Genomic DNA, 18,731 nt, shown 5'->3' with positions numbered 1-18,731 from the left:
TTCTGTGATGTTACAGAACCGAACCCTCTTCGACATCAACCGAATGAATGGAAAGAACATCCAGGCAGATAAATCGTCGGGTACCACCCGACAATTTAGTGCTTGACATTACGTGGGAAGTCCGGAGGCGGCCTGTATTCTCCGGAAGCCTTGCGTGCTTTGCAAGAGGTCCTTTTCCGGTCTCTTTTCGGGTTCAGTGTTTCGAAAGGACCCGGAACTCGAAGTGGCAACCGCAGTCAGGGCATTGTATCGTTCCCAGGGGGTGAACGACCTCGTGGCCGCAGGCGGGGCAGAGCAGGCGCACCGGCGCTCCCGGGGGCGCGCCCGTCGGCCGGGCCGCCTCCGCGTTCAGGCGGTGGAGGATGCACAGGAGGATGGTGAGCGCCGCGGCCACGATGGACAGCACGCCCAGCGCCCGGCCCACCTCCTCCGTCTGGAACGCCCTGGACCAGGCCATGGCGCTCACCAGGGCCGCCAGGGTAAAGCAATTCGCCCGGTAGACCCCGAGGGCCCACCGGTAGCGCGGGGCCGGCCGCACGAAAACCGTCAGGCAGACCAGGCCGCTCGCCGCCGAGAAGGCCCAGAGGGTGGCGACGACCTGCCAGAGCGTCTCGGATTTCTCACCGGCCCAAACGGCGAAGACCAGCCCGGCCGTCGCCGCGAGGGCCTGCCCCGCGGCGGCCTTTCCGAAAGCCGCCCACCCGCGCTCAACGGCCACGACCCCGGCGAGGATGCCGATGCACCCGGCGGTAATCGCCAGGGACGTCAGCAGGACCCGCGCCTGGATGTCGTCGAAACGCCCGATCACGAGGGCGCCGATCCCCAGCAGCCCGCTGAGGACGACGGATCCGATCATCAGGGAGAAAAAGAGGCGCCGGGCCTTCCGCCCCGCAACCGGCTTCCTCTCGCCAGCCGCCCTCCCTCCGACCTGCTCCGCCTGTTCACTCACTCGCGCACTCCTTTGCGGCTTCGGTTCCCTTCAAGCCTTTCCCGGGTGAACCCCAAAAAAAAGCCGCCCCGCGGGGCGGCTTTTCGAAAACACCTTCGGGCCGGGCTACTTCATCTTCACGATGTTGCCTTCCGCGACCCGTCCGCTGATGAGCTTGGCCTTGGAACGGTCGGGCTGCACGTCGAACAGCTCGATGGTGCCCACTTCCTTCTCCTCGGAAAAGACCACCTGGCCCGCGGAGTTCTTGGTGTCCACGCTGACGATGACCGCCAACTGGTCGCCGGGCTTGAAGCCCTTGGCGGAGCCCATGTCCACGATCACCATCTCGTCGGACACCTTCGCCAGGACATTGCCGGGCTCCTTCTTCATGGCCTCAAGCTGATCCCTCATCGCCTCGGCTTCCTCGGCCTTCAGTTCCTCCGCACGGGACTCGTGCTTGGCGATGAAACCATGGTCCATCTTGAGGATGACGTTGTTGAGGGCCTGCATGGTGGCCTTGCCCACCATGCTCTCCAGGAACTCGCTGGACCCGAAGTTGAAAGTGCCGCCGCCGGCCCAGTTGCCGCCGCTCATGCTGATCCCTTTCTTGGAATAAGTCCCTTCGCCGTAGTCGGCGTAAATCACCTCGGCGCTGGTGGCGTCCACGATGCGGTAGTCGATGCGGACGTAGGCCTCGTCCTTCTTGTAGCCGAGGCCGCCGAAGATCCCGCCGCCGTAGCCGCCGCCGCCCACGTTCTGCTGCTTGGCGCCGAAGTTGGTGACCTTGGCCATGAAGTAGTACTCCACGCCCTTGATGTGTCCCTTGCGTACGGCGGTCTTCTGCTCGACGTAGCCCGACTTGCCGAAGTCCACCTCGTCAGTGAGGGTGTCCGCCTGGGCGCGCTCGATGATCTTGTACTTTCCCGTCTTCGCCAGCTCGGTGGTGAAGAGGTCCGTCAGGCCGTTCCCGATGGTGGAATTGGCATAGTTGGGGGGGTTCTCGAACGTCTTCACCGCGATGACCGGTTTGCCGGCCAGGAGAAACGCCTGGAACGCGGCAAGGACAACGACAACCGCCAGAACCATCAACACTCTTTTCATATACTCCTCCAGAGTCTTCGATTTCATTACGAACGACGCCATTCTATCCTTTTTCTTGCGGGCTTTCAAAATCTTTTTTCAGGGCCGAAAGGCGTGGATTCCGGCCCCGCCTGTGATATCTTCCCCCTTTATAGAAGACGGGAGCCGCCGGATGTTTCACTTCCGCCCCACCTTTTTTCGACGCGTTCTCTACCGCCTCCGGTTCCCCTTTCACCTCGTCCGGCGGCCGGGGGTCGTCGCCCGCCTCCTCGGGCCGTTCCTTCGCCACCCCGGGACCGCCCGGGGAAATGCGCGGCTCCGGAAAACAGCGGTCACGACGGCCCCCTTCCCCGGCGCGTGCTTCGGGGTCCCTGGCCCCGACGCTCTCCTCGCCCGGATCGACCGGTCCGTCTCGGACTGGCAGGCCGGGCGGCGGGCGTCGAAACCCGAACTCCTCTGGATGCAGGCTTACTGCCAGAAGCCAGCGGCGTGCGCCTGCGGGACCGCTTCCACCCGCGCCGGCGTGCAGCGGCGCTTCAACACGGCGTGCGTGATCGCTCCCGCCGGGGGAGGCCCCGTGTGCGGCGGCGCCATCCCGTGCCGGGTCGGCGTGGTCCGGCGCACCCTTGCCGGCACGTGGGAAAACCTCGTCGTCCGTCAGGTGGTCATGACGGACGAACTCCTGATGTCGTCCCTCTGGGCCGAATGCCTCGACCGGCAGGCCCGGGCCGGGGAACCGACCCCCTTCGTCATGGAGATCTGTCCCTTTGCCGTCTGGATTGCCGACCAGGCCCTCTTCCGGCTCCGGACACCCCTCGGGGTCGCCTTTTTCCTGGACGCCGCCTGCAGTTGCACCACCTACGCCCAGTACCTCCGGGCCGACGCGGGCCGCAAGGACCTCCCCGGCGCCACCCCGCTCGACCCCGGTGCGGACCGGGCCGTCGAGGACTTCGCGAACCGCGTCGTCGCCCTCGCCGGGCAGCGCCTGGCGCCCCCCCCTGCCGGTTCGATCCCCTGAAAGCCCGCGAAGGCCTCCCGCCGATCCGCCAGGGCCCGGCCGAAACACGCCGGCACGGTTAGTGCTCGCCCGGGTCCTGGACGCCGAAAAAGAGAAACCCCTGCCGGCGAAAAAAACGGATCATTTTCGGGGAATTTTCAGTACAATGCCCTGTGAGGTGTGACATGGAGCACAATTCATCGTCCTGGACGCGGAGGGATTTCTTCCGGAAGCTCGCCATGCCCGCCGCCGGCGCCTGGCTGCTCCTGCACGGCTGCGGCCGGGGCAAGGATGCACCGCCCCGGGCGGCGGCGAACAAGCGCCCTCAAAGCCCTCTCCCCTTCGACCTCGTCACCGTCCGCGGGGGCGAGCCGGAGGCCCTGGTGACGGCGGCCCTCGCCGCCCTCGGCGGGATGAAATCCTTCGTCAAGCCCGGCGAGACCGTCCTGCTCAAGCCCAACATCGGGTTCAACCGGGTCCCGGAGCAGGCGGCCAACACCAACCCCGACGTGGTCCGCGCACTGGCCCGGGCCGCCCTCGAGGCCGGGGCGAAGCGGGTGATCGTCTACGACAACTGCCTCAACGAGCCCCGGCACTGTTTTACCAGGAGCGGGATCGGCGACGCCGTCCAGGGGCTCGGCGTGGAACTGGAGTACACCGAGGAACGGAAGTTCATCGACTGCGACGTCAAGGGGAAGTGGCTGGGGAAATGGCCCGTCTACCGGGAGGTCCTCGAGGCCGACCGGGTCATCAACATTCCCGTCGCCAAGCAGCACGGCACCTCAGGCCTCAGCCTGGGGATGAAGAACCTGATGGGGGCCATCGGGGGCAAGCGCGACGCCCTCCACCAGGACATCCACGTGGCGCTCGCCGACCTTTCCGCCTTCCTCAAGCCGACCCTCACGGTCCTGGACGCCTACCGGATCCTGCTCCGGAACGGCCCCCAGGGCGGTTCACTGGACGACGTCTCCCTGACCCGGGCCCTGGCCGTCGGGGTCGACCCCGTGGCCGTGGACGCCTTCGGCTGCACCCTCTTCGGCATCGACCCCGCCACCCTGGGATTCCTCACCGAGGGGCAGTCCCGGGGACTGGGCCTCATCGCTCCGCCCGCCGCGAGGCGGAAGGACATCTCCCTGGGCGCCTGACATGCCGGAATCCAGAAGCTTCCGTTGGGTTTACGTCCGCCGCCTCAGCCAGGCCCTCTTCCTGGCCGCCTTCGTCTACCTGTTCTTCCGGGCGGAATACGGGATCCAGGACGCCTCGGCCGACGCGGTCCACTCCTGGGACTCCGTCACCCTCTTCTTCCGGCTCGACCCGCTGCTGACCCTGTCCGTCATCCTGTCGGAGAAAGTGCTGCCGCTGCTGTGGTGGCTGGCCCTTCCGGTGCTGCTGTCCGCGCTGGTGTTCAACCGGGCCTTCTGCGGGTGGGTCTGCCCGTTCGGCACGCTTCACCACCTGGTTTCCGCGGGCCGGACGTCTGCGGCACGGTCGGTCCGGACGGGGCGGTGGAAGTGGCGCCCGTCGCGGAACATCAAGTTCGTCTTCCTCTTCGCCCTCCTGGCGGCCACGCTGCTGGGGTTCAACCTGGTCGGCTGGGCCGACCCCTTCTCTTTCCTGAACCGGTCCCTCGCCGTGGTGGTGCACCCGGTCCTCGGGCACGGGGCGGACCTGCTCATCGCCGGCCTGGACGGCATCGGCCTCAGCGGCGTCGGCGATTTCCTGAACGACCTGCTCCGCGGCCGGCTGATCCCCTTCCAGGCGCGTTTCTTCCTCCAGGTCCTCCCCATCGGCCTGCTCTTCGCCGGCGCGCTGCTCCTCAACCGCCGCGAGACGCGATGGTGGTGCCGCCACCTCTGCCCCCTGGGCGCGCTTCTGGGCCTTTTCTCCCGGAAGGCCCCGCTCCGCCTGCACAAGTCCCCGGAGAAGTGCACCCGCTGCATGCGGTGCGTTCGCCACTGCCAGGGGGGAGACCAACCCCTCCCCGGCGAGGCGTGGGTCCCCAGCGAGTGCCACCTCTGCGGGAACTGCACCGACAGCTGCCCCGAGGGGGCCCTGGCCTTCCGTTTCGGACGGCCGGAGACGGCGCCGGCAGACCGGAAACCCCTGCCGGACCTCGACCGGCGCCTGGTGCTGGGAGGGCTCGCCGGGGGTTTCATCCTCGCTCCCCTCAGCGCCGCGGGGGCCCACCTCCTGGAAAAACAGGACCGCTCCTACAAGCTCACCGACCGGTTGATCCGGCCCCCGGGGGCACTGGAGGAGAAGTCGTTCCAGGCCGTCTGCATCAAGTGCGGGGCCTGTATGAAGGCCTGTCCCACCAACGCGCTGCAGCCGGCTTCCTGGCAGGCGGGCATCGGGGGGCTCTGGACGCCGGTCCTGGTGCCGAAGATCGGCTACTGTGACGACCGGTGCACCCTCTGCGGGCAGGTTTGCCCCACCCAGGCCATCCAGCGGATCACCGTCGAGAAGAAGCTCGGGCTTCCCCCTCACCGGGAGCCGGTCCGGATCGGGTTGGCCCACGTGGACCGGAACCGCTGCCTGCCCTGGGCCCTGGGGACGCCGTGCCTGGTCTGCGAGGAAGTCTGCCCCTCACCCGGCGGCCGCAAGGCCATCAAGGCGGTGGAGGACGAGGCCCTCACCCCTGAAGGGACCCGGGTCAAGGTCCTCAAGCCGGTGGTCGACCCGCGAAATTGTATCGGGTGCGGTCTCTGCGAACACAAGTGCCCCGTGGCCGACTCCTCGGCCATCGTGGTGACCTGCGTGGGTGAATCCCGGTCCCGTTACAACCGGATCACCCACTAGAACGCGATCGGGGCGCCCGGCGCCGCCCCGGTGAAACGGAGGGAGTACAGACATGGTTGCCAGCGGTTTTCTCCAGCGCATCCCCCTCTTCCGGAACCTCACCGCCGAGGAACTGGAGATGATGCGTCACGTTTTCCAGGAGCGGGAGTACAAGAAGAACCAGGTGATCTTCGTGGAGGAGGATGCCGGCCGCTTCGCCTACGTGGTGAAGTTCGGCGAACTGAAGGTCATCCAGACCTCCCCGGACGGTCGCGAGAACATCCTGGCCATCCACCACGCGGGGGACACCTTCGGGGAGATGTCGATGATCGACGGGAAGACGACCCCCGCCACCGTCGTGGCCAAGGAGGACTGCCGCATCATCAGCATCTCCAAGCACCACTTCGACACGGTCCTCATGAAGAACCCCCGGGTGATCCTGGCCTTGTTGCAAATTTTGTGCGGTCGCCTGCGAGAATCTTGGAAAACGATCCAGGTTTTAAAGTATAATGAGGCAGGGATGCGCATCAAGCAGTTGCTACTGAACTTCGCCAAGTCGGACGGTGTCAGCAGGCCCGAGGGCATCCTGATCAACCTGAAGATCACGCACCAGGAGATCTCGGAAATGGTGGGAGTTTCCAGGGAAACGGTCAGCCGAGCGATATCCCGGTTCCAGCGTCAGAAATACCTCTTCATGGATCACCACCGGTTCATCCTTCTGGACCACCCGTTCTGGAGGGAGATGTAAATGCAATACATGGTCCTGATCGTCGAAGACGAGCCGAGCGTCCGGGAGATCCTGAGCTGGCGGCTCACCGAGGAAGGGTACAACTGCGTCACCGTCTCCAACGGCGTGGTGGCCCTCGAGAGCATCCAGAGCGGCGCCTGCTACGACCTCATGATCACCGACATCCGCATGCCCGGGATGAGCGGCCTCGAGCTGCTCAAGGAGGTTCGCCGCTCCCAGCCGGACATGGCGGTCATCATGATCACGGCCGTCAACGACATCAACATCGCGGTGGAAACCCTCAAACTGGGGGCCAGCGACTACATCACCAAGCCCTTCAACCTGGACGAGGTCTGCATCTCCTGCGAGCGGGCCCTGGAGAAGCGGAACCTCGTGCTGAAAAACCGGGAGTACCGCCAGTCCCTGGAGGAGAAGCTCAAGGCGAGGGCGCGGGAGATCGAGAACCTCTACATCGACGCCATCAAGTCCCTCGTCTCCGCCCTCGAAGCCAAGGACAAGTACACCGAGGGCCACTCCCGCCGGGTGACCCGTTACGCCCTGGAGATCGCCAAGCGGATGGACATGCCCTCCGACAAGATCCAGAAGATCTACCTCGCGGGGCTCCTGCACGACATCGGCAAGATCGGGGTCAAGGAGAGCATCCTGACCAAGCCCGACATGCTCACCTCGGACGAGTACTCCCACATCTACCTCCACTCGACCCTGAGCGCCAAGATCCTCTACCCCATCTTCCGGGACAGCGAGATTGTCGGGTACGTCAAGCACCACCACGAGCGGTGGGACGGCACCGGCCGGCCGGACGGGCTGCGGGGGGAGCAGATCCCCATCGGGGCGCGGGTCCTGGCCGTGGCCGACTCCTTCGACGCCATGACCTCCGACCGGCCGTACCGGACGGCCCGCCCCGTGTCGGTGGCCGTGAACGAGATCCGTCGCTGCGCCGGGACCCAGTTCGACAACGAGGTCGTCTCGGCCTTCCTCGTCTTCGTCCACGAGAGCTTCAACGGGATCGAGTACCTCCGCCCCGTGCTGGGGAAGATCTTCCCCGACCTGCAGCTCGGCGCGGAGCCACTGGAGGGCCTGATCGCCAACCCTCCCGCCGGGGGCCAGTGACGACGCGGCGTGAATCCTGCCGCCCCCGACGCACATCGCTCACGCTGGCCCGGTCCTTGCAGACCCGAAAACGGTTCATCCGGAGGGAACCATGAACAGAAACACCTGCCGCTGGACGCTCGCCCTGCTGGCCGTCGCGCTGTCCTGGGCCGTCGCGCCCGCCCAGATCGGCGGAAAGTACCAGCTCAACGCCTGGAGCGAGTACCAGGCCTATTTCAGCCTGGTCGGCAACTCCTACGGCTTCGCGGACAACGACGTGATCGCCATGCGCGAGATGGGCATCCTCGAGGACGAGCTGCCCCTGCTCTTCTTCATCGCCAACCGGGCGCACTGCCACCCGCGGGACGTGGCCCGCTACCGCCTCGGCCACCACTCCTGGATGGACGTGTCCCGCCACTACCGGCTGGGCCCCGACGCCTACTACCTGCAGGTCGACGGCTACAACGAGGCCGCCTTCGGCGGCCGTTACAGCTACCTGGGCTATCCTCGCGACCGGTGGTCCGCGGTCCAGTTCCAGGACGCCGACCTCGTCTACCTCGCGAACGCCCACATGCTCTCCCGCCACTACCGGGTCTCCCCTCTCGACGTCTACCGGGGCGCCTTGGGCGGGAAACGCTTCTACCAGCTCGAACAGCAGTACCGGAGCGGCGGGATGAACCCGCCCCCGCCGTCGGGGACGTCCCAAGGCCAACCCCCGCCGAAGAAGAAGAAATACGCCTTCCAGGAATGAAGAACGCGGGCACTTCGCCCGCGTTTTTCCTATCCGCCGTCGTGGTTGTGTATCCCCAAATTTTTGATCTTTTTGTATAGGCTGCTGCGATCGATCCCCAGGTCGCGCGCCGCCTGGACCATGTTCCCCCGGCTGCGCCGGATGGCCTCGAGGATGAAGCGCCGCTCGAAAGCCTCCCGGGCTTCCAGGAGTGAGCCCGTCTCGGGGAGCGGGGCCAGGTCGCGAACCTTCGCGAGAAGGTCGTCGGGGAGGTCGTAGGGGGAGATTTCCGCGGCCCGGTGCACGATCACCAGGCGTTCCATGCAATTCTTCAGCTCCCGCACGTTCCCGGGCCAGGGGTAGCGGGCCAGGATGTCCAGGGCTTCGGGCGAGACGGGCTTGGCGGGCCGCCCGTACATCCGGGAAAACTCCTCCAGGAAATACCGGGCGAGCACGGGGATGTCCTCGGAGCGCTCCCTCAGGGGAAGTACGTGCATGGGGATGACGTTGAGCCGGTAGAAGAGGTCCTCCCGGAAGCGTCCCTGCTCGATGAGTTCCGGGAGGATGTGGTTGGTGGCGGCGATGACCCGCACGTCCAGTTCGATGGGCCCGCCGCCGCCCAGAGGCTCGATCTTCTCCTCCTCGAGGACCCGCAGGAGTTTCGCCTGGACCTTCAGGCTCATGTCCCCCACCTCGTCCAGGAACAGCGTTCCCTCGTGCGCCTCCTCGAAGCGGCCCTTGCGGTCCTCCCCGGCCCCCGTGAAGGCGCCCTTGCGGTGCCCGAACAGCTCGCTCTCGATGAGGTCGTCGGGGATGGCCGCACAGTTGATCTCGACGAACTTCTTGTTCCGCCGAAGGCTCTTGGCGTGGACCAGGCGGGCCAGAAGCTCCTTCCCGGTGCCGTTCTCGCCGTAGATCAGGATCCGGCCGTTGGTCGGGGCGACGAGGTCCACCTGCTTCCTCAGGGCGAGCACCGGGACGGACCGGCCGATCAGGTCGTACTTCCGGAAGTTCCGGAGCTGGCGGTTCTCGTCCTCCAGCTCCCGCCAGCGCAGCGCGTTCTGGACCACCACCAGGACCTTGTCCAGGGAGAGGGGCTTCTCGCAGAAATCGTAGGCCCCGAGCTTGATGGCCTTCACCGCCATCTCGATGTTCCCGTGCCCCGAGATGATGATCACCACGCCGGCGAAGGGCGTCTCGTGGAGACGGGCGAGGGTCTCGAGCCCGTCGAGCCCCGGGAGCCAGACGTCCAGGAAAAGGACATCGTACAGCACGGACCGGCACTTCTGCAGGCACTCCTCCCCCGAGGCGGCCGTGTCGACCCGGTACCCTTCGTCCTTGAGGATGCCCGACAACGAGGACCGGACCCCCGGCTCGTCGTCCACCACCAGAATGCGCTCCTTGGCCATCGTCTTCTCCTCGACCGACGGACTATAACAAAACACGGGGGGCGGCGCAACCCTTCCGCGTCCGGCCGGCGGTTTCACGTCGGTGCCCCGGTTCTTCCCGGGCGGGCTCCGGCCGCGGCGCCGCCCCCGCCCCGGCCGGAGCCGGCCCAGGGGCGAAGCCGGGCCTCCCGGGCCGGGGGGGTCAATATTTGGCGAATTTCTTCAGGTCCGACAGGAGCGTCCCGGGTTCGCGCAGGTACAGACGGGCACGGGCGGCGCCCATCCGGGCGGCGCGCAGGAGGTTCTTGTTGTGCCGGTGGAAGGTCCGCTTGACCCGGGCTTCCAACTCCCGGAACTCCTCCGGCCCCAGGGTGTCGGTCTGTATCGCGGGGTCTTTCTTGTAGTAGTGGCAAGGCAGCGTGTCGAAGAAGTCCCCGCGGGTCATGGAGGGTTTGACCAGGCCGCGCCGGATCCCCTCCTCGAAGAGGGCGGTCCCGGGGTAGGGCTGGTAGACCCCCAGCACGCCCACGTGGGGCCGGGTCTGCCGGAGGACCTCCAGGGTCGCCATCACGTCGTCCCGCGTCTCGCCGGGGAGGCCCATCATGAAGTACCCGGTCCAGTGGATCCCGGACCGGCCCAGCGTCCGGGCCGCCTCCAGGATCCCCGCCACGGTGATCCGCTTGTTCATGGATTCCAGGACGCGGTCGGACCCGCTCTCGATCCCCACCTTGACGAAGTTGCACCCCGCCCGGCGCATGAGGTGGAGCAGTTCCGCATCCACCACGTTCACCCGGGTGTTGCACTCCCAGTTGACTTTCAGCTTCGCCGACCGCAGCAGGCCGCAGAACTCGGCCACGCGCTTTTTGTTGACGGCGAAGGAGTCGTCCTTGAGCGCGAACTGCACGGTGCCGTACCGGTCGCGGACGGCGCGGATCTCGCGCACCACGTCCTCCAGCGGCCGGTTGCGCACCGTCCGGGTCTCGGTGGCGCAGAAGCCGCAGTTGTAAGGGCACCCCCGGCTGGTCATCACCAGGCCCATGTCCTCGGAGGTGTACTCGGCGTGCCGCGAGAGCAGCGACCGGTCGGGGCCGTCGGCGTCGAGGCACTCGGGGGTCGGGAGGCGGTCCGGGTTGTGCCGCCAGGCGTTCCCGTCGCGCCAGGAGAGCCCCTCCACGGTATCCGGCGAAGGGTCCCCCTTTTCCAGGCCGGACAGCAGTTCCAGGAAGGTGACTTCCCCTTCCCCGCGCACCAGGAAGTCCGCCTCCGGGCAGAGTTCGAACACCTCGTCCCGCCGGGCGCGCACGTGGGGCCCGCCCAGGACGATCCGGGCGCCGGGGGCCGCCGCGCGGCAGATCTCGGCCGTCCGAAGGGTCGAGGCGAAAAAGTCGGTGTAGGCCTGGATCCCCACCACGTCGGGCGCGTACCCCCGCACCACCCGGTCCAGTTCCGGCCAGGCGGGGTGCGCCCCGGGCCGGAGCGCCGCCAGGTACTCGGGGTAGCGGTCCGCCATGCCGTAGAAGTCGGCGGAGGTGGGCCGGTCGTTGAAGTCGGCGTCGTGGACCAGCAGCGAATGCCCCGCACGCCGGACCGCCGTGGCCACGGCCAGCAGTCCGTAAGGGAAATACCGGTTGTACAGCCCGATGAGGCGGTAGAAGGGGGGGGCGAGCAACAGGACTTTCATGGGGTCAGGAGAGCTTCTTGCGGATCTTGTTGCCGATCTTGCGCTCGAGGCGGAGTTCGCTGCGCTTGCGCTTCTTGTCTTCCATCATGTTGATGATGTTTCGGAAGCAGTCGGGGCAATGGGTGGGAACGACGTAGGTGTCGGGGCCGAGGTACGAGGGATCGAACTTGACCCACTTGGTGACGAGTTTCAGCTTCCCGCACCCGTTGCAGATGTGAACGGCGCTGTAGACGGGGTGCTGCATGACGTTCAGTTTGGCCATTGCTTCGATTCCTGCCAGTATCGTTCCAGTTCGTCGAGGTCGCAGTCCTCGACGGTCTTTCCGGCCTCGCGAACCTTCTTCTCCACGAACCCGAACCGCTGTCTGAACTTTTGATTCGTCGTCTTCAGGGCGGTTTCAGGGTCCAGGGAAAGAAAACGGCAGAGGTTGACCACGGCGAAGAGGAGGTCCCCGATCTCCTCCCTCACCGCGGCGGGGTTTTCCGCGGACAGCGACCGCTCGAGTTCGTCCAGTTCCTCGCGGATCTTGCGGATGACCCCGCCCGCGTCCTCCCAGTCGAACCCGGCCCGGGCCGCCCGGGCCCCGATCTGGTGCGCCTCGTGCAGAGCAGGCATTTTCGGGGGGATGCCGTCCAGGATGGAGGCACGCTTGCTGCCCTTCCTCGCCTTCTCTTCCTTCTTGATCCGGTCCCAGTTCACCAGGACCTCGTCGCTCCCCGACACCTTCACGTCGCCGAAGACGTGGGGGTGCCGGTGGATGATCTTGTCGTGGATACCGTCGATGACGCCCTGCATGTCGAACTCGCCGTTCTCCTCGGCGATCCGGGCATGGAAAACGATCTGCAGGAGAAGGTCGCCCAGTTCCTCCCGGAGTTCCCGGGAGTCGCTGGCGTCGAGCGCGTGCAGGACCTCGTAGCTCTCCTCCACCAGCATGGGCTTCAGCGTCTCGCGGGTCTGCTCACGGTCCCAGGGGCACCCGCCGGGCTCCCGGAGCCTGGCCATCAGGGTGAGAAGCTTGTCGAGGTCCGTCACCAGCCACCCCCTCTTGATTAGCGCGCCATCTTAGCATTTTTCACCCGGTCGGACAACACAATTTCTCCCCCGCCGGCAAAGACGGTCGTCGGACGATCCCGGGTCGATCCCGTTGCGGATTCCGGCTTGACATTCCGCCCGACGACCGATATTTTCTCAGGCGGACACGATCCGGGACCGAACACCGGGCCCCGGGCCCGCTGAAACATCAAAACACTCGCGCAGGAGGATTTCATGACGGTGAGAACCAATCTGTTCGTGCTGACGGCCGTGGCGATCCTGGCCCTCTGCGGCTGCGGGAAAACCGGGGAGACCGCTCCCCCGGCCACCGGCGCACCCGCCACCCAGGCGGATCAGCCCGCCGCCCCGGGCGCCGAGTCCGAGGGGGTCCTGCTGGCGAAGGAAATCCTCGCCATGTACGACGCGGCCGTCGCCGAAGCGGCCGAGATCGGCAAGGACAAGCCGGAACCGGCGGTGATCAAACCCAAGCTCGAGGCGCTCATCCTCAAGTACGAGCCGAAGATGAAGGAACTCAACGCGAAGTACCTCGCCCTCAAGGCCAAGGACGTCGTCCTCTTCGGCGACTGCAACGGCTACATGGGCCAGAACCGCGGGAAACACGTCTTCCAGAAGGACAACACCCTCGGCATGATCATCGCCTACTACAACCAGGAGAAGGTGGACAAGGACGTCGCCGACCTGCTCGGCCTCAAACTGGCCGCCCTCATCGACCTCGCGACGAAAATGTAATCACCCGGGCGGGTCTTTCCCGCCTGGGGCAGACGCCCGGCTCCACCACGGAGAACGCGGGAGGGCGCGGAACCGAAAACGGTGACCGACAACCTTCGGAACGGTCCCGGTTTGCCGCAGCGCTTCGCGCCCCCCCCGTTTTCCGGGTTTCAACCCGACGCGGCAAGCAGAAGCACGACGAGGTCAACTGCGGAGACCCGCCCGTCGCCGTCGAGGTCTCCGAGGACGGGCGGGCCCGGGAAGCGCTGGAAGTAGATGTCGCAGGCAGTCCCCCCGGGGCCGGTGGAGTGCGCCCAGGCGAGAAGGATGGATCCGTCGGGTCAAGGGCGGCGTGAGGCTGGGTCTGGTAACCCGGCCCGGCAGCAACCGACTCCTCGGGGGCCCACGTGCCGTCAGCGCCCTGGAACCTCCGGTAAACGTCGTAGTGGGACCCCACGGCCTTGGCGTACCAGCACCCCACCTCCTCAAACGCAGGACTTGTTTACGGTTCAATTTTGACGACCCCGCAATAAGTCCTGTTTTGCCCGCGAATCACGCGAATGAACGCGAATCTGGAATCAATAATCAACAGAGATTATTCGTGTGATAAATTCGCGTATATTCGTGTTATTCGCGGGAAATCCCCCTTTCGCGACTTTTTGCGGGCTCATCAATTTTCGGTGCGTTCAGGGCCAGGGGGATGACCCGGATTTTCGCGAGGTCGGACTCTCCCAGGCCCATCCGCCCGGCCTCGTCGATGTAGACGGGCGGCTGCCCCGCGTCCTTGAGCGGCTTCTCCCCTTTCTCGGCGCGCACCCGTTCGATGAGGTCGGCCCCCACCCGGTCGCCGGCCACGGGGTCCCGGGCCAGGATCACCCCCCCGAAGGGCCAGGTGAACGCGGCGTTGTAGGCGGGGCCGGCGCCGTACTGCCCGACGGGGGCGTCGGCGAGATGGAGCCGCGTCTTCTCCCGGATGATGGGCACGCTGTAGACCTGGGGGATGAAGGGGCTGCAGTGGTCGGCGTGGTAGCGGAAGGGGTTCGAGATCACCCCGTAGTAGTTCTTGAGAAAGACCGAGACCCCCGACAGGTCGTGATGCTTGAGGACGCCCACGTTGACCATGGCCGTGCAGTGACGGGTCAGCATGCAGGCCAGGTTGGTGGAGACGGCGCCGGAGGTGACCGTCTCGTCCTCGTACTGGTGCTCCAGCGCGTCGGTACCCCGGACCCGGACCCCCGTGTCCCCGTCGGCGAGGGGGTACCCCGCGCGGCGGAGTTCCCGGGAGGTGCGGTCCCAGACAATGATCCGGTTCTCCGCCACGCCGGCCGAGACAAGGCCCTTCACCACCGCCTGGATCAGCCGCCAGGAGGGCGAGAGGTTCCGCCCCCCCAGGGCGTTCACCTTGATCCCCACCACGTCGTCGGGCCGAAAGAGCTTTTTCCAGGCCTCGGCGGGGGAATCCGCCTCCATCAGCGCCTTCAGGCCGGCGTCGAGGCACGCGTCCGGGAGGCCCGTTTCCGGCGTGTACCCGGGGTCCCGGGCAACGACCACCCGTGTGGCGGCGGCGCCGGGCAGGACCTTGTCGCCGTAGGCGTTCGTCCCCACGAACGCGTGGCGCTTCAGGAAGACGGGGCCGACACCCGCGCCCAGGGCCAGGGCCCGGAGAAAATCGCGGCGGTCACTTTTCATGGAAAACCTCGGCGGTGAAGGTGAACAGCAGGGCCCCCGGCTCCCGGTACGCGTTCGGGGGGAGCCCGGCCTTGTGGCAGAGCTGCTCGAGGTACTGGGTCAGGTTCCACTTCCACTCCACGGGGACCTGGGGCAGGAACAGTCCCTGGTTGGCCCCCTTCTTGAGGACCAGCCCGTGGACGCCGATCTTCACCGCCCGGTAGTCCGGGCACGGCGAGAGCGGCGACAGGACAGAAATCTCGATCTTGAGGTCGCGCAGCTCCCGCTCGGTGACGGGCGGGAAGCGGGGGTCCCGGGTGGCGGCGTTCACCGCCATCTCCGTCACCGCCTCGTGCAGCGGCTTCACGGCCATCATGTACCCGATGCAGCCCCGCAGTTCGCCGTGTTTCTTGAGGGTGACGAAGGCCCCCAGGGATTTCTTCAGCGTGGGGGTGATGTCCAGGCCCGCGGTGATGTCCGGCGGCACCTTCCCGCCGGCCAGGTAGGCCCGCAGGGTTTTCCGCGCCAGTTTGAGCAGGGTCGCCTGCTCGTCGGCCGTCAGGAGGCCGCCGGGAGGGACGGCCGGTTTCGCTGCCGCCGGGGGGGCGGGGGCGGCCGGGGGGTCCACGAAGACCAGGGAGAGGTAGCTCACGGAAAAGCTCCAGTCCCCGGTTTTCTCCCCGGAGGTGGTGTAGTCCGCCATCATCCCCTTGACGTTCTCCCGCTTCGCCATCTCCGACAGCACCCGCATCGCCACGAGGATGGGGGCGGCGCCGCAGATGGTGTCCCGGGTGTCGATCAGGTGGCGCTCGAAACGGGCCCGGTTCAGGGAGGTGATGGCCTGGGCGCACGCCAGGTTCCACTTCTTCAGGTTCTCCCGGACGTTGTCCCGGAAGGGGACGAAGCCGTAGTTGTCGCCGTAGTGCGTGAAGTCGCTGGAGACCACCAGGAGGGTCTTTTTGTCCATGAGGGGCAGGATGGCGGAGGCGATCGCCTGCTGCTCCGGCGGCCCCGCGGCGCCCACGAGGACGGGGACGATGCTCGCCTTCGGCAGCAGCACCTGGAGGAAGGGCAGCTGGCACTCGAGGCAGTGCTCTTTCTCGTGGGCGTCGGTCCGGACCGAAAAAGGCGACCTGGCCTTCAGCGCGTCACAGGCGGCCCGGTCCAGCGGCACCGTTCCCAGAGGGGTCTCGAAAGCCGAGACGTCGGGGATCGCGGCGCCCTTGAACATGGCGCGGTGGGAGGGCCCCAGGAGGATCACCCGCGTCCAGCCCCCCCCGCGCAGCGTGTTGAACGCCGCTGCCGCGGTGGGGCCGGAATAGACGTACCCGGCGTGGGGGACCACCAGGGCCAGCGGGGGTTCCGCCGGGTTCATCGGGCATTTGCCCTTCGTCTCCGCCAGGAGCCTGTCGACCTGAGCTTTGAGGGCGACGGGCGAGGCCTCGTACCAGAGGCCGGCCACCGCCGGCTTGCGCACGGGAGGCGAAACGGCGCAGGCCGCGCCGGCGCCGACAAGCGCCGCAAAAAGCGCCGGGACCAGTCTTCGGATCATGTCACACCTCCCTCGGACATTGGGGGTCCTCCCGCCGGGGGCGGCAGGACCCGGTCGATGCACCGCTTCACGTCGGCCGCGAGGTAAAGCGAACCCAGGACGAAGACGGGCCGGTCCCGCCCCGCGATGCGAACCGCGGTCTTCAGGGCGTCCTCGGGGTCCGGGGCGAACTGCACGAACGGGGGTTTTCCGGGCCCGTCCCCGGACGTTTCACACCCGGCGCCCGCCGAAGCGGCCATCCCCTCCCGGACGCCCGGGACGCCGAGGAAATCCGGCTTACCGGCGCTCCGCGGGGACGTCGGCCGGGTGAGGATGAGCGCCTCCACCCGGGGCAGGAGCAGGGCGAGCATCCGGGGATAGTCCTTGTCCTTCATGCAGCCGAAAACCGCCACCGGGCGTGTCCCGTCCCGTGGAAACTCCCGGGTGACGGCCTCCATGGCCTGGGGATTGTGCGCCCCGTCGACGAAGACGGGCGGGGTTTCCCGGACGCGCTCCATCCGGCCGGGCCACCCCCCGTCCTCGAGGGCCGTGACCACGTGGGTTTCCGACAGGGCCCACCCCATCCGGGCCAACTCCCGGGCCGACGCCATCACCGTGGCGGCGTTCAGCCGCTGGAAGTCCCCGGCCAGGCCCAGGGCGGGGGCCTCCGCGCCGGGGTCTTCAAAACGCTCCCGGTAAACGTCCCGTGACCGGATCACCCGCAGGGCTTTCCGCTTCAGTTCGTCCTCCAGCCCGCGGGCCCAGGCGTCGTCGGGCCCCAGGACCGCGGGGACCGACGGCCGGAGCACCCCCATCTTCTCCCGGGCGATGGACGCGAGGTCGTTTCCCAGGACCTGGCAATGGTCGTAGCCCACTCCGGTGATCACGGAGAGGATGGGCTCGGCGGCATTCACCGCGTCCAGCCGGCCGCCCATCCCGACCTCCAGGACGTGGACGTCCGGGCGAAGTTCCCGAAAGCACTCCGCCGCGATGGCCGTGACCCACTCGAAGAACGTCGGGGGGCGGGGCAACCCGCCAGGGAGAGATTCGACCCGGGCCTGCACCCGGTTGGCCGCCTCCGCCATCCGCTCCCGTGCAACGGGGGCGCCGTCGAGGCGGACCCGTTCCGTCAGGTCCAGGAGGTGAGGGGACGTGAAGAGCCCGACACGGTAACCCGCGGCCTGGAGTGCCCGGGCCAGCCACCAGCAGACCGACCCTTTCCCGTTGGTCCCGGCGACGATCACCGCGGGGGTGAAGGCGGGGGGGAGAAAACCGCCGAGGAGCCGTCTGGGGACGCTGAGGTCGTAGACGGCGTCCTTCACCTCGTCCCCCCGGGAGAGGAGGAAGCGCTCCAGCGCCCCGAAATCGTCGAACCGCACGGCCATCGCCCCTTCCTCCACTCGCGCTTCACGGCCAGCCGGCGAATTCCGCCCACGTGTCCATTATAGCCGCGAAGCCGTTAAAGAGAAAAACCTTTGTCGAAACCATCGACTGTGCTTTATAATACCCTTGATTGTCGTGATAACAGGCGGGAGGAATTCATGATCTGCCCCTATTGCCTGAGCGTTTTCCCGAGTGGCACGTCCGGGTGCAAGTCCTGCGGGAGACCGGTCCCCGTGGGCGCCACGCCCCCCGTCGCAGGGGTCTTCGGGCGCTTCTTCGCCCTGGTCCTTGACGGGATCTTCTGCTTCCTTCCGGCAATCATCACTCTCGCCGCCCTGGTGTTCACCAACGAGAAACTCAAGGGCCTCGTGTTGGGGATCACGGACCTGCAGGGCGTCCAGAACCTGTTGCTCAACCCCGACTTCCTGGTCCCGTACGCCGTGTCGGGGGGCCTCCTCGGCGTCTTCGGCTTCATCGACCTGTCGGTGCTCCTCCTCTCGGGTCAGACCATCGGCAAGAAACTGCTGGACCTCCGGGTGGTGCGCAGGGATTTCGAGCCGGCCTCCGCCGGGCGACTTCTTCTCCGGGAACTCATCGGGAAACCCCTCAGCGGCGCCCTGGCCATGATCGGCTACTTCATGGCGTTCTTCACCCGCGATCACGCCGCTCTCCACGACAAGATCGCCGGCACCCTGGTGGTCCGGAAGCTGCGCACCGGTGAGCACATCGCGATCCCCGTCCGCCCGAGGGAATTCCCCACCGAGCGCGCCTCCAATGTCCAGTTCCCGCCCGCCTCCTACCCCCCCCCGGCCCAGGCGTAATGCCGGCGCCATCCGCCGGCCGGTGGGCATCCCGCCAACCGTGACGACAGGAATCTTTACCGATTCGACCATGCGGGGCGTCAGAACCATCGTGGTTACGTCGTCATTCAAGGGATGGCCGCCTTCTTCAATGCCCGCGGCATAGACG

General features: G+C 66.9%; 17 protein-coding genes and 1 pseudogene. 8 read left to right on the top strand and 10 right to left on the bottom strand.

The annotated features are described in order from the left end of the window. Nucleotides 1-193: 193 nt before the first annotated feature. Nucleotides 194-949: a hypothetical protein gene (locus KA419_20075; GenBank protein ID MBP7868233.1), complete on the bottom strand. Its 756-nt coding sequence runs from the start codon at nt 947-949 to the stop codon at nt 194-196. 105 nt (nt 950-1,054) lie between these two features. Continuing rightward, nucleotides 1,055-2,029, bottom strand: coding sequence for a hypothetical protein (locus tag KA419_20070; GenBank protein ID MBP7868232.1), 975 nt, complete (start codon nt 2,027-2,029; stop codon nt 1,055-1,057). Between the two features lie 151 nt (nt 2,030-2,180). Here KA419_20070 and KA419_20065 point away from each other — a divergent pair, with 151 nt between their 5' ends. The 6 genes from KA419_20065 to KA419_20040 all read left to right on the top strand — a co-directional run bounded on the left by KA419_20065 (nt 2,181) and on the right by KA419_20040 (nt 8,371). Next, complete coding sequence (locus KA419_20065; protein ID MBP7868231.1) at nt 2,181-3,026, top strand: hypothetical protein; 846 nt, start codon at nt 2,181-2,183, stop codon at nt 3,024-3,026. A gap of 164 nt (nt 3,027-3,190) precedes the next feature. Then, entirely contained in the window at nt 3,191-4,150 is a 960-nt protein-coding gene (locus KA419_20060) for a DUF362 domain-containing protein (GenBank protein MBP7868230.1), read from the top strand. A gap of 1 nt (nt 4,151) precedes the next feature. After that, complete coding sequence (locus tag KA419_20055; protein MBP7868229.1) at nt 4,152-5,804, top strand: 4Fe-4S binding protein; 1,653 nt, start codon at nt 4,152-4,154, stop codon at nt 5,802-5,804. 52 nt (nt 5,805-5,856) lie between these two features. Beyond that, complete coding sequence (locus KA419_20050; protein MBP7868228.1) at nt 5,857-6,531, top strand: Crp/Fnr family transcriptional regulator; 675 nt, start codon at nt 5,857-5,859, stop codon at nt 6,529-6,531. After that, nucleotides 6,532-7,641: a response regulator gene (locus KA419_20045; GenBank protein MBP7868227.1), complete on the top strand. Its 1,110-nt coding sequence runs from the start codon at nt 6,532-6,534 to the stop codon at nt 7,639-7,641. Between the two features lie 91 nt (nt 7,642-7,732). Beyond that, complete coding sequence (locus KA419_20040) at nt 7,733-8,371, top strand: hypothetical protein (protein ID MBP7868226.1); 639 nt, start codon at nt 7,733-7,735, stop codon at nt 8,369-8,371. A gap of 29 nt (nt 8,372-8,400) precedes the next feature. Here the strand turns inward: KA419_20040 and KA419_20035 are convergent, their stop codons facing one another. From KA419_20035 to mazG, 4 genes are all read right to left on the bottom strand, one after another. Next, a complete protein-coding gene (locus tag KA419_20035) occupies nt 8,401-9,759 on the bottom strand; it encodes a sigma-54-dependent Fis family transcriptional regulator (protein ID MBP7868225.1) in 1,359 nt (452 codons plus the stop codon). 181 nt (nt 9,760-9,940) lie between these two features. Further along, nucleotides 9,941-11,419: a B12-binding domain-containing radical SAM protein gene (locus KA419_20030; protein ID MBP7868224.1), complete on the bottom strand. Its 1,479-nt coding sequence runs from the start codon at nt 11,417-11,419 to the stop codon at nt 9,941-9,943. Nucleotides 11,420-11,423: 4 nt separating this feature from the next. Continuing rightward, complete coding sequence (locus KA419_20025) at nt 11,424-11,681, bottom strand: hypothetical protein (protein MBP7868223.1); 258 nt, start codon at nt 11,679-11,681, stop codon at nt 11,424-11,426. Then, nucleotides 11,669-12,421, bottom strand: a complete 753-nt coding sequence (gene mazG, locus KA419_20020; protein MBP7868222.1) for a nucleoside triphosphate pyrophosphohydrolase — start codon at nt 12,419-12,421, stop codon at nt 11,669-11,671. Before mazG ends, KA419_20025 begins: the two co-directional genes overlap by 13 nt. Nucleotides 12,422-12,685: 264 nt before the next feature. Here mazG and KA419_20015 point away from each other — a divergent pair, with 264 nt between their 5' ends. Further along, nucleotides 12,686-13,201 carry a hypothetical protein gene (locus tag KA419_20015; protein MBP7868221.1) on the top strand — a complete coding sequence of 172 codons (516 nt, stop codon included), beginning with the start codon at nt 12,686-12,688 and terminating at the stop codon, nt 13,199-13,201. Nucleotides 13,202-13,807: 606 nt separating this feature from the next. On the opposite strand, the gene KA419_20010 is transcribed toward KA419_20015, so the two are convergent. The 3 genes from KA419_20010 to KA419_20000 all read right to left on the bottom strand — a co-directional run bounded on the left by KA419_20010 (nt 13,808) and on the right by KA419_20000 (nt 17,764). Next, nucleotides 13,808-14,869, bottom strand: a complete 1,062-nt coding sequence (locus KA419_20010; protein MBP7868220.1) for a DUF362 domain-containing protein — start codon at nt 14,867-14,869, stop codon at nt 13,808-13,810. Then, the gene (gene amrA / locus KA419_20005; GenBank protein MBP7868219.1) at nt 14,859-15,551 is read right to left on the bottom strand and encodes an AmmeMemoRadiSam system protein A; all 693 of its coding nucleotides are present in this window, start codon (nt 15,549-15,551) and stop codon (nt 14,859-14,861) included. Before amrA ends, KA419_20010 begins: the two co-directional genes overlap by 11 nt. A gap of 845 nt (nt 15,552-16,396) precedes the next feature. Beyond that, nucleotides 16,397-17,764, bottom strand: coding sequence for a hypothetical protein (locus KA419_20000; GenBank protein MBP7868218.1), 1,368 nt, complete (start codon nt 17,762-17,764; stop codon nt 16,397-16,399). Between the two features lie 156 nt (nt 17,765-17,920). On the opposite strand from KA419_20000, the gene KA419_19995 reads away from it, so the two are divergent. Next, nucleotides 17,921-18,583: an RDD family protein gene (locus tag KA419_19995; GenBank protein MBP7868217.1), complete on the top strand. Its 663-nt coding sequence runs from the start codon at nt 17,921-17,923 to the stop codon at nt 18,581-18,583. 27 nt (nt 18,584-18,610) lie between these two features. On the opposite strand, the pseudogene KA419_19990 reads toward KA419_19995, so the two are convergent. Then, nucleotides 18,611-18,731 (bottom strand): annotated as a pseudogene (locus KA419_19990) (nitronate monooxygenase).

This window comes from Acidobacteriota bacterium (assembly GCA_018001935.1).
GTDB lineage: Bacteria > Acidobacteriota > JAAYUB01 > JAAYUB01 > JAAYUB01 > JAGNHB01.
This window is presented reverse-complemented; position numbering and strand designations above follow the sequence as displayed.

Bases quoted from the DNA above. Each gene is read 5' to 3' on its own strand.
- KA419_20070 (MBP7868232.1), bottom strand. From the start codon at position 2,029: ATGAAAAGAGTGTTGATGGTTCTGGCGGTTGTCGTTGTCCTTGCCGCG.
- KA419_20065 (MBP7868231.1), top strand. From the start codon at position 2,181: ATGTTTCACTTCCGCCCCACCTTTTTTCGACGCGTTCTCTACCGCCTC.
- KA419_20060 (MBP7868230.1), top strand. From the start codon at position 3,191: ATGGAGCACAATTCATCGTCCTGGACGCGGAGGGATTTCTTCCGGAAG.
- KA419_20055 (MBP7868229.1), top strand. From the start codon at position 4,152: ATGCCGGAATCCAGAAGCTTCCGTTGGGTTTACGTCCGCCGCCTCAGC.
- KA419_20050 (MBP7868228.1), top strand. From the start codon at position 5,857: ATGGTTGCCAGCGGTTTTCTCCAGCGCATCCCCCTCTTCCGGAACCTC.
- KA419_20045 (MBP7868227.1), top strand. From the start codon at position 6,532: ATGCAATACATGGTCCTGATCGTCGAAGACGAGCCGAGCGTCCGGGAG.
- KA419_20040 (MBP7868226.1), top strand. From the start codon at position 7,733: ATGAACAGAAACACCTGCCGCTGGACGCTCGCCCTGCTGGCCGTCGCG.
- KA419_20035 (MBP7868225.1), bottom strand. From the start codon at position 9,759: ATGGCCAAGGAGCGCATTCTGGTGGTGGACGACGAGCCGGGGGTCCGG.
- KA419_20030 (MBP7868224.1), bottom strand. From the start codon at position 11,419: ATGAAAGTCCTGTTGCTCGCCCCCCCCTTCTACCGCCTCATCGGGCTG.
- KA419_20025 (MBP7868223.1), bottom strand. From the start codon at position 11,681: ATGGCCAAACTGAACGTCATGCAGCACCCCGTCTACAGCGCCGTTCAC.
- mazG (MBP7868222.1), bottom strand. From the start codon at position 12,421: ATGGCCAGGCTCCGGGAGCCCGGCGGGTGCCCCTGGGACCGTGAGCAG.
- KA419_20015 (MBP7868221.1), top strand. From the start codon at position 12,686: ATGACGGTGAGAACCAATCTGTTCGTGCTGACGGCCGTGGCGATCCTG.
- KA419_20010 (MBP7868220.1), bottom strand. From the start codon at position 14,869: ATGAAAAGTGACCGCCGCGATTTTCTCCGGGCCCTGGCCCTGGGCGCG.
- amrA (MBP7868219.1), bottom strand. From the start codon at position 15,551: ATGGCGGACTACACCACCTCCGGGGAGAAAACCGGGGACTGGAGCTTT.
- KA419_20000 (MBP7868218.1), bottom strand. From the start codon at position 17,764: ATGGCCGTGCGGTTCGACGATTTCGGGGCGCTGGAGCGCTTCCTCCTC.
- KA419_19995 (MBP7868217.1), top strand. From the start codon at position 17,921: ATGATCTGCCCCTATTGCCTGAGCGTTTTCCCGAGTGGCACGTCCGGG.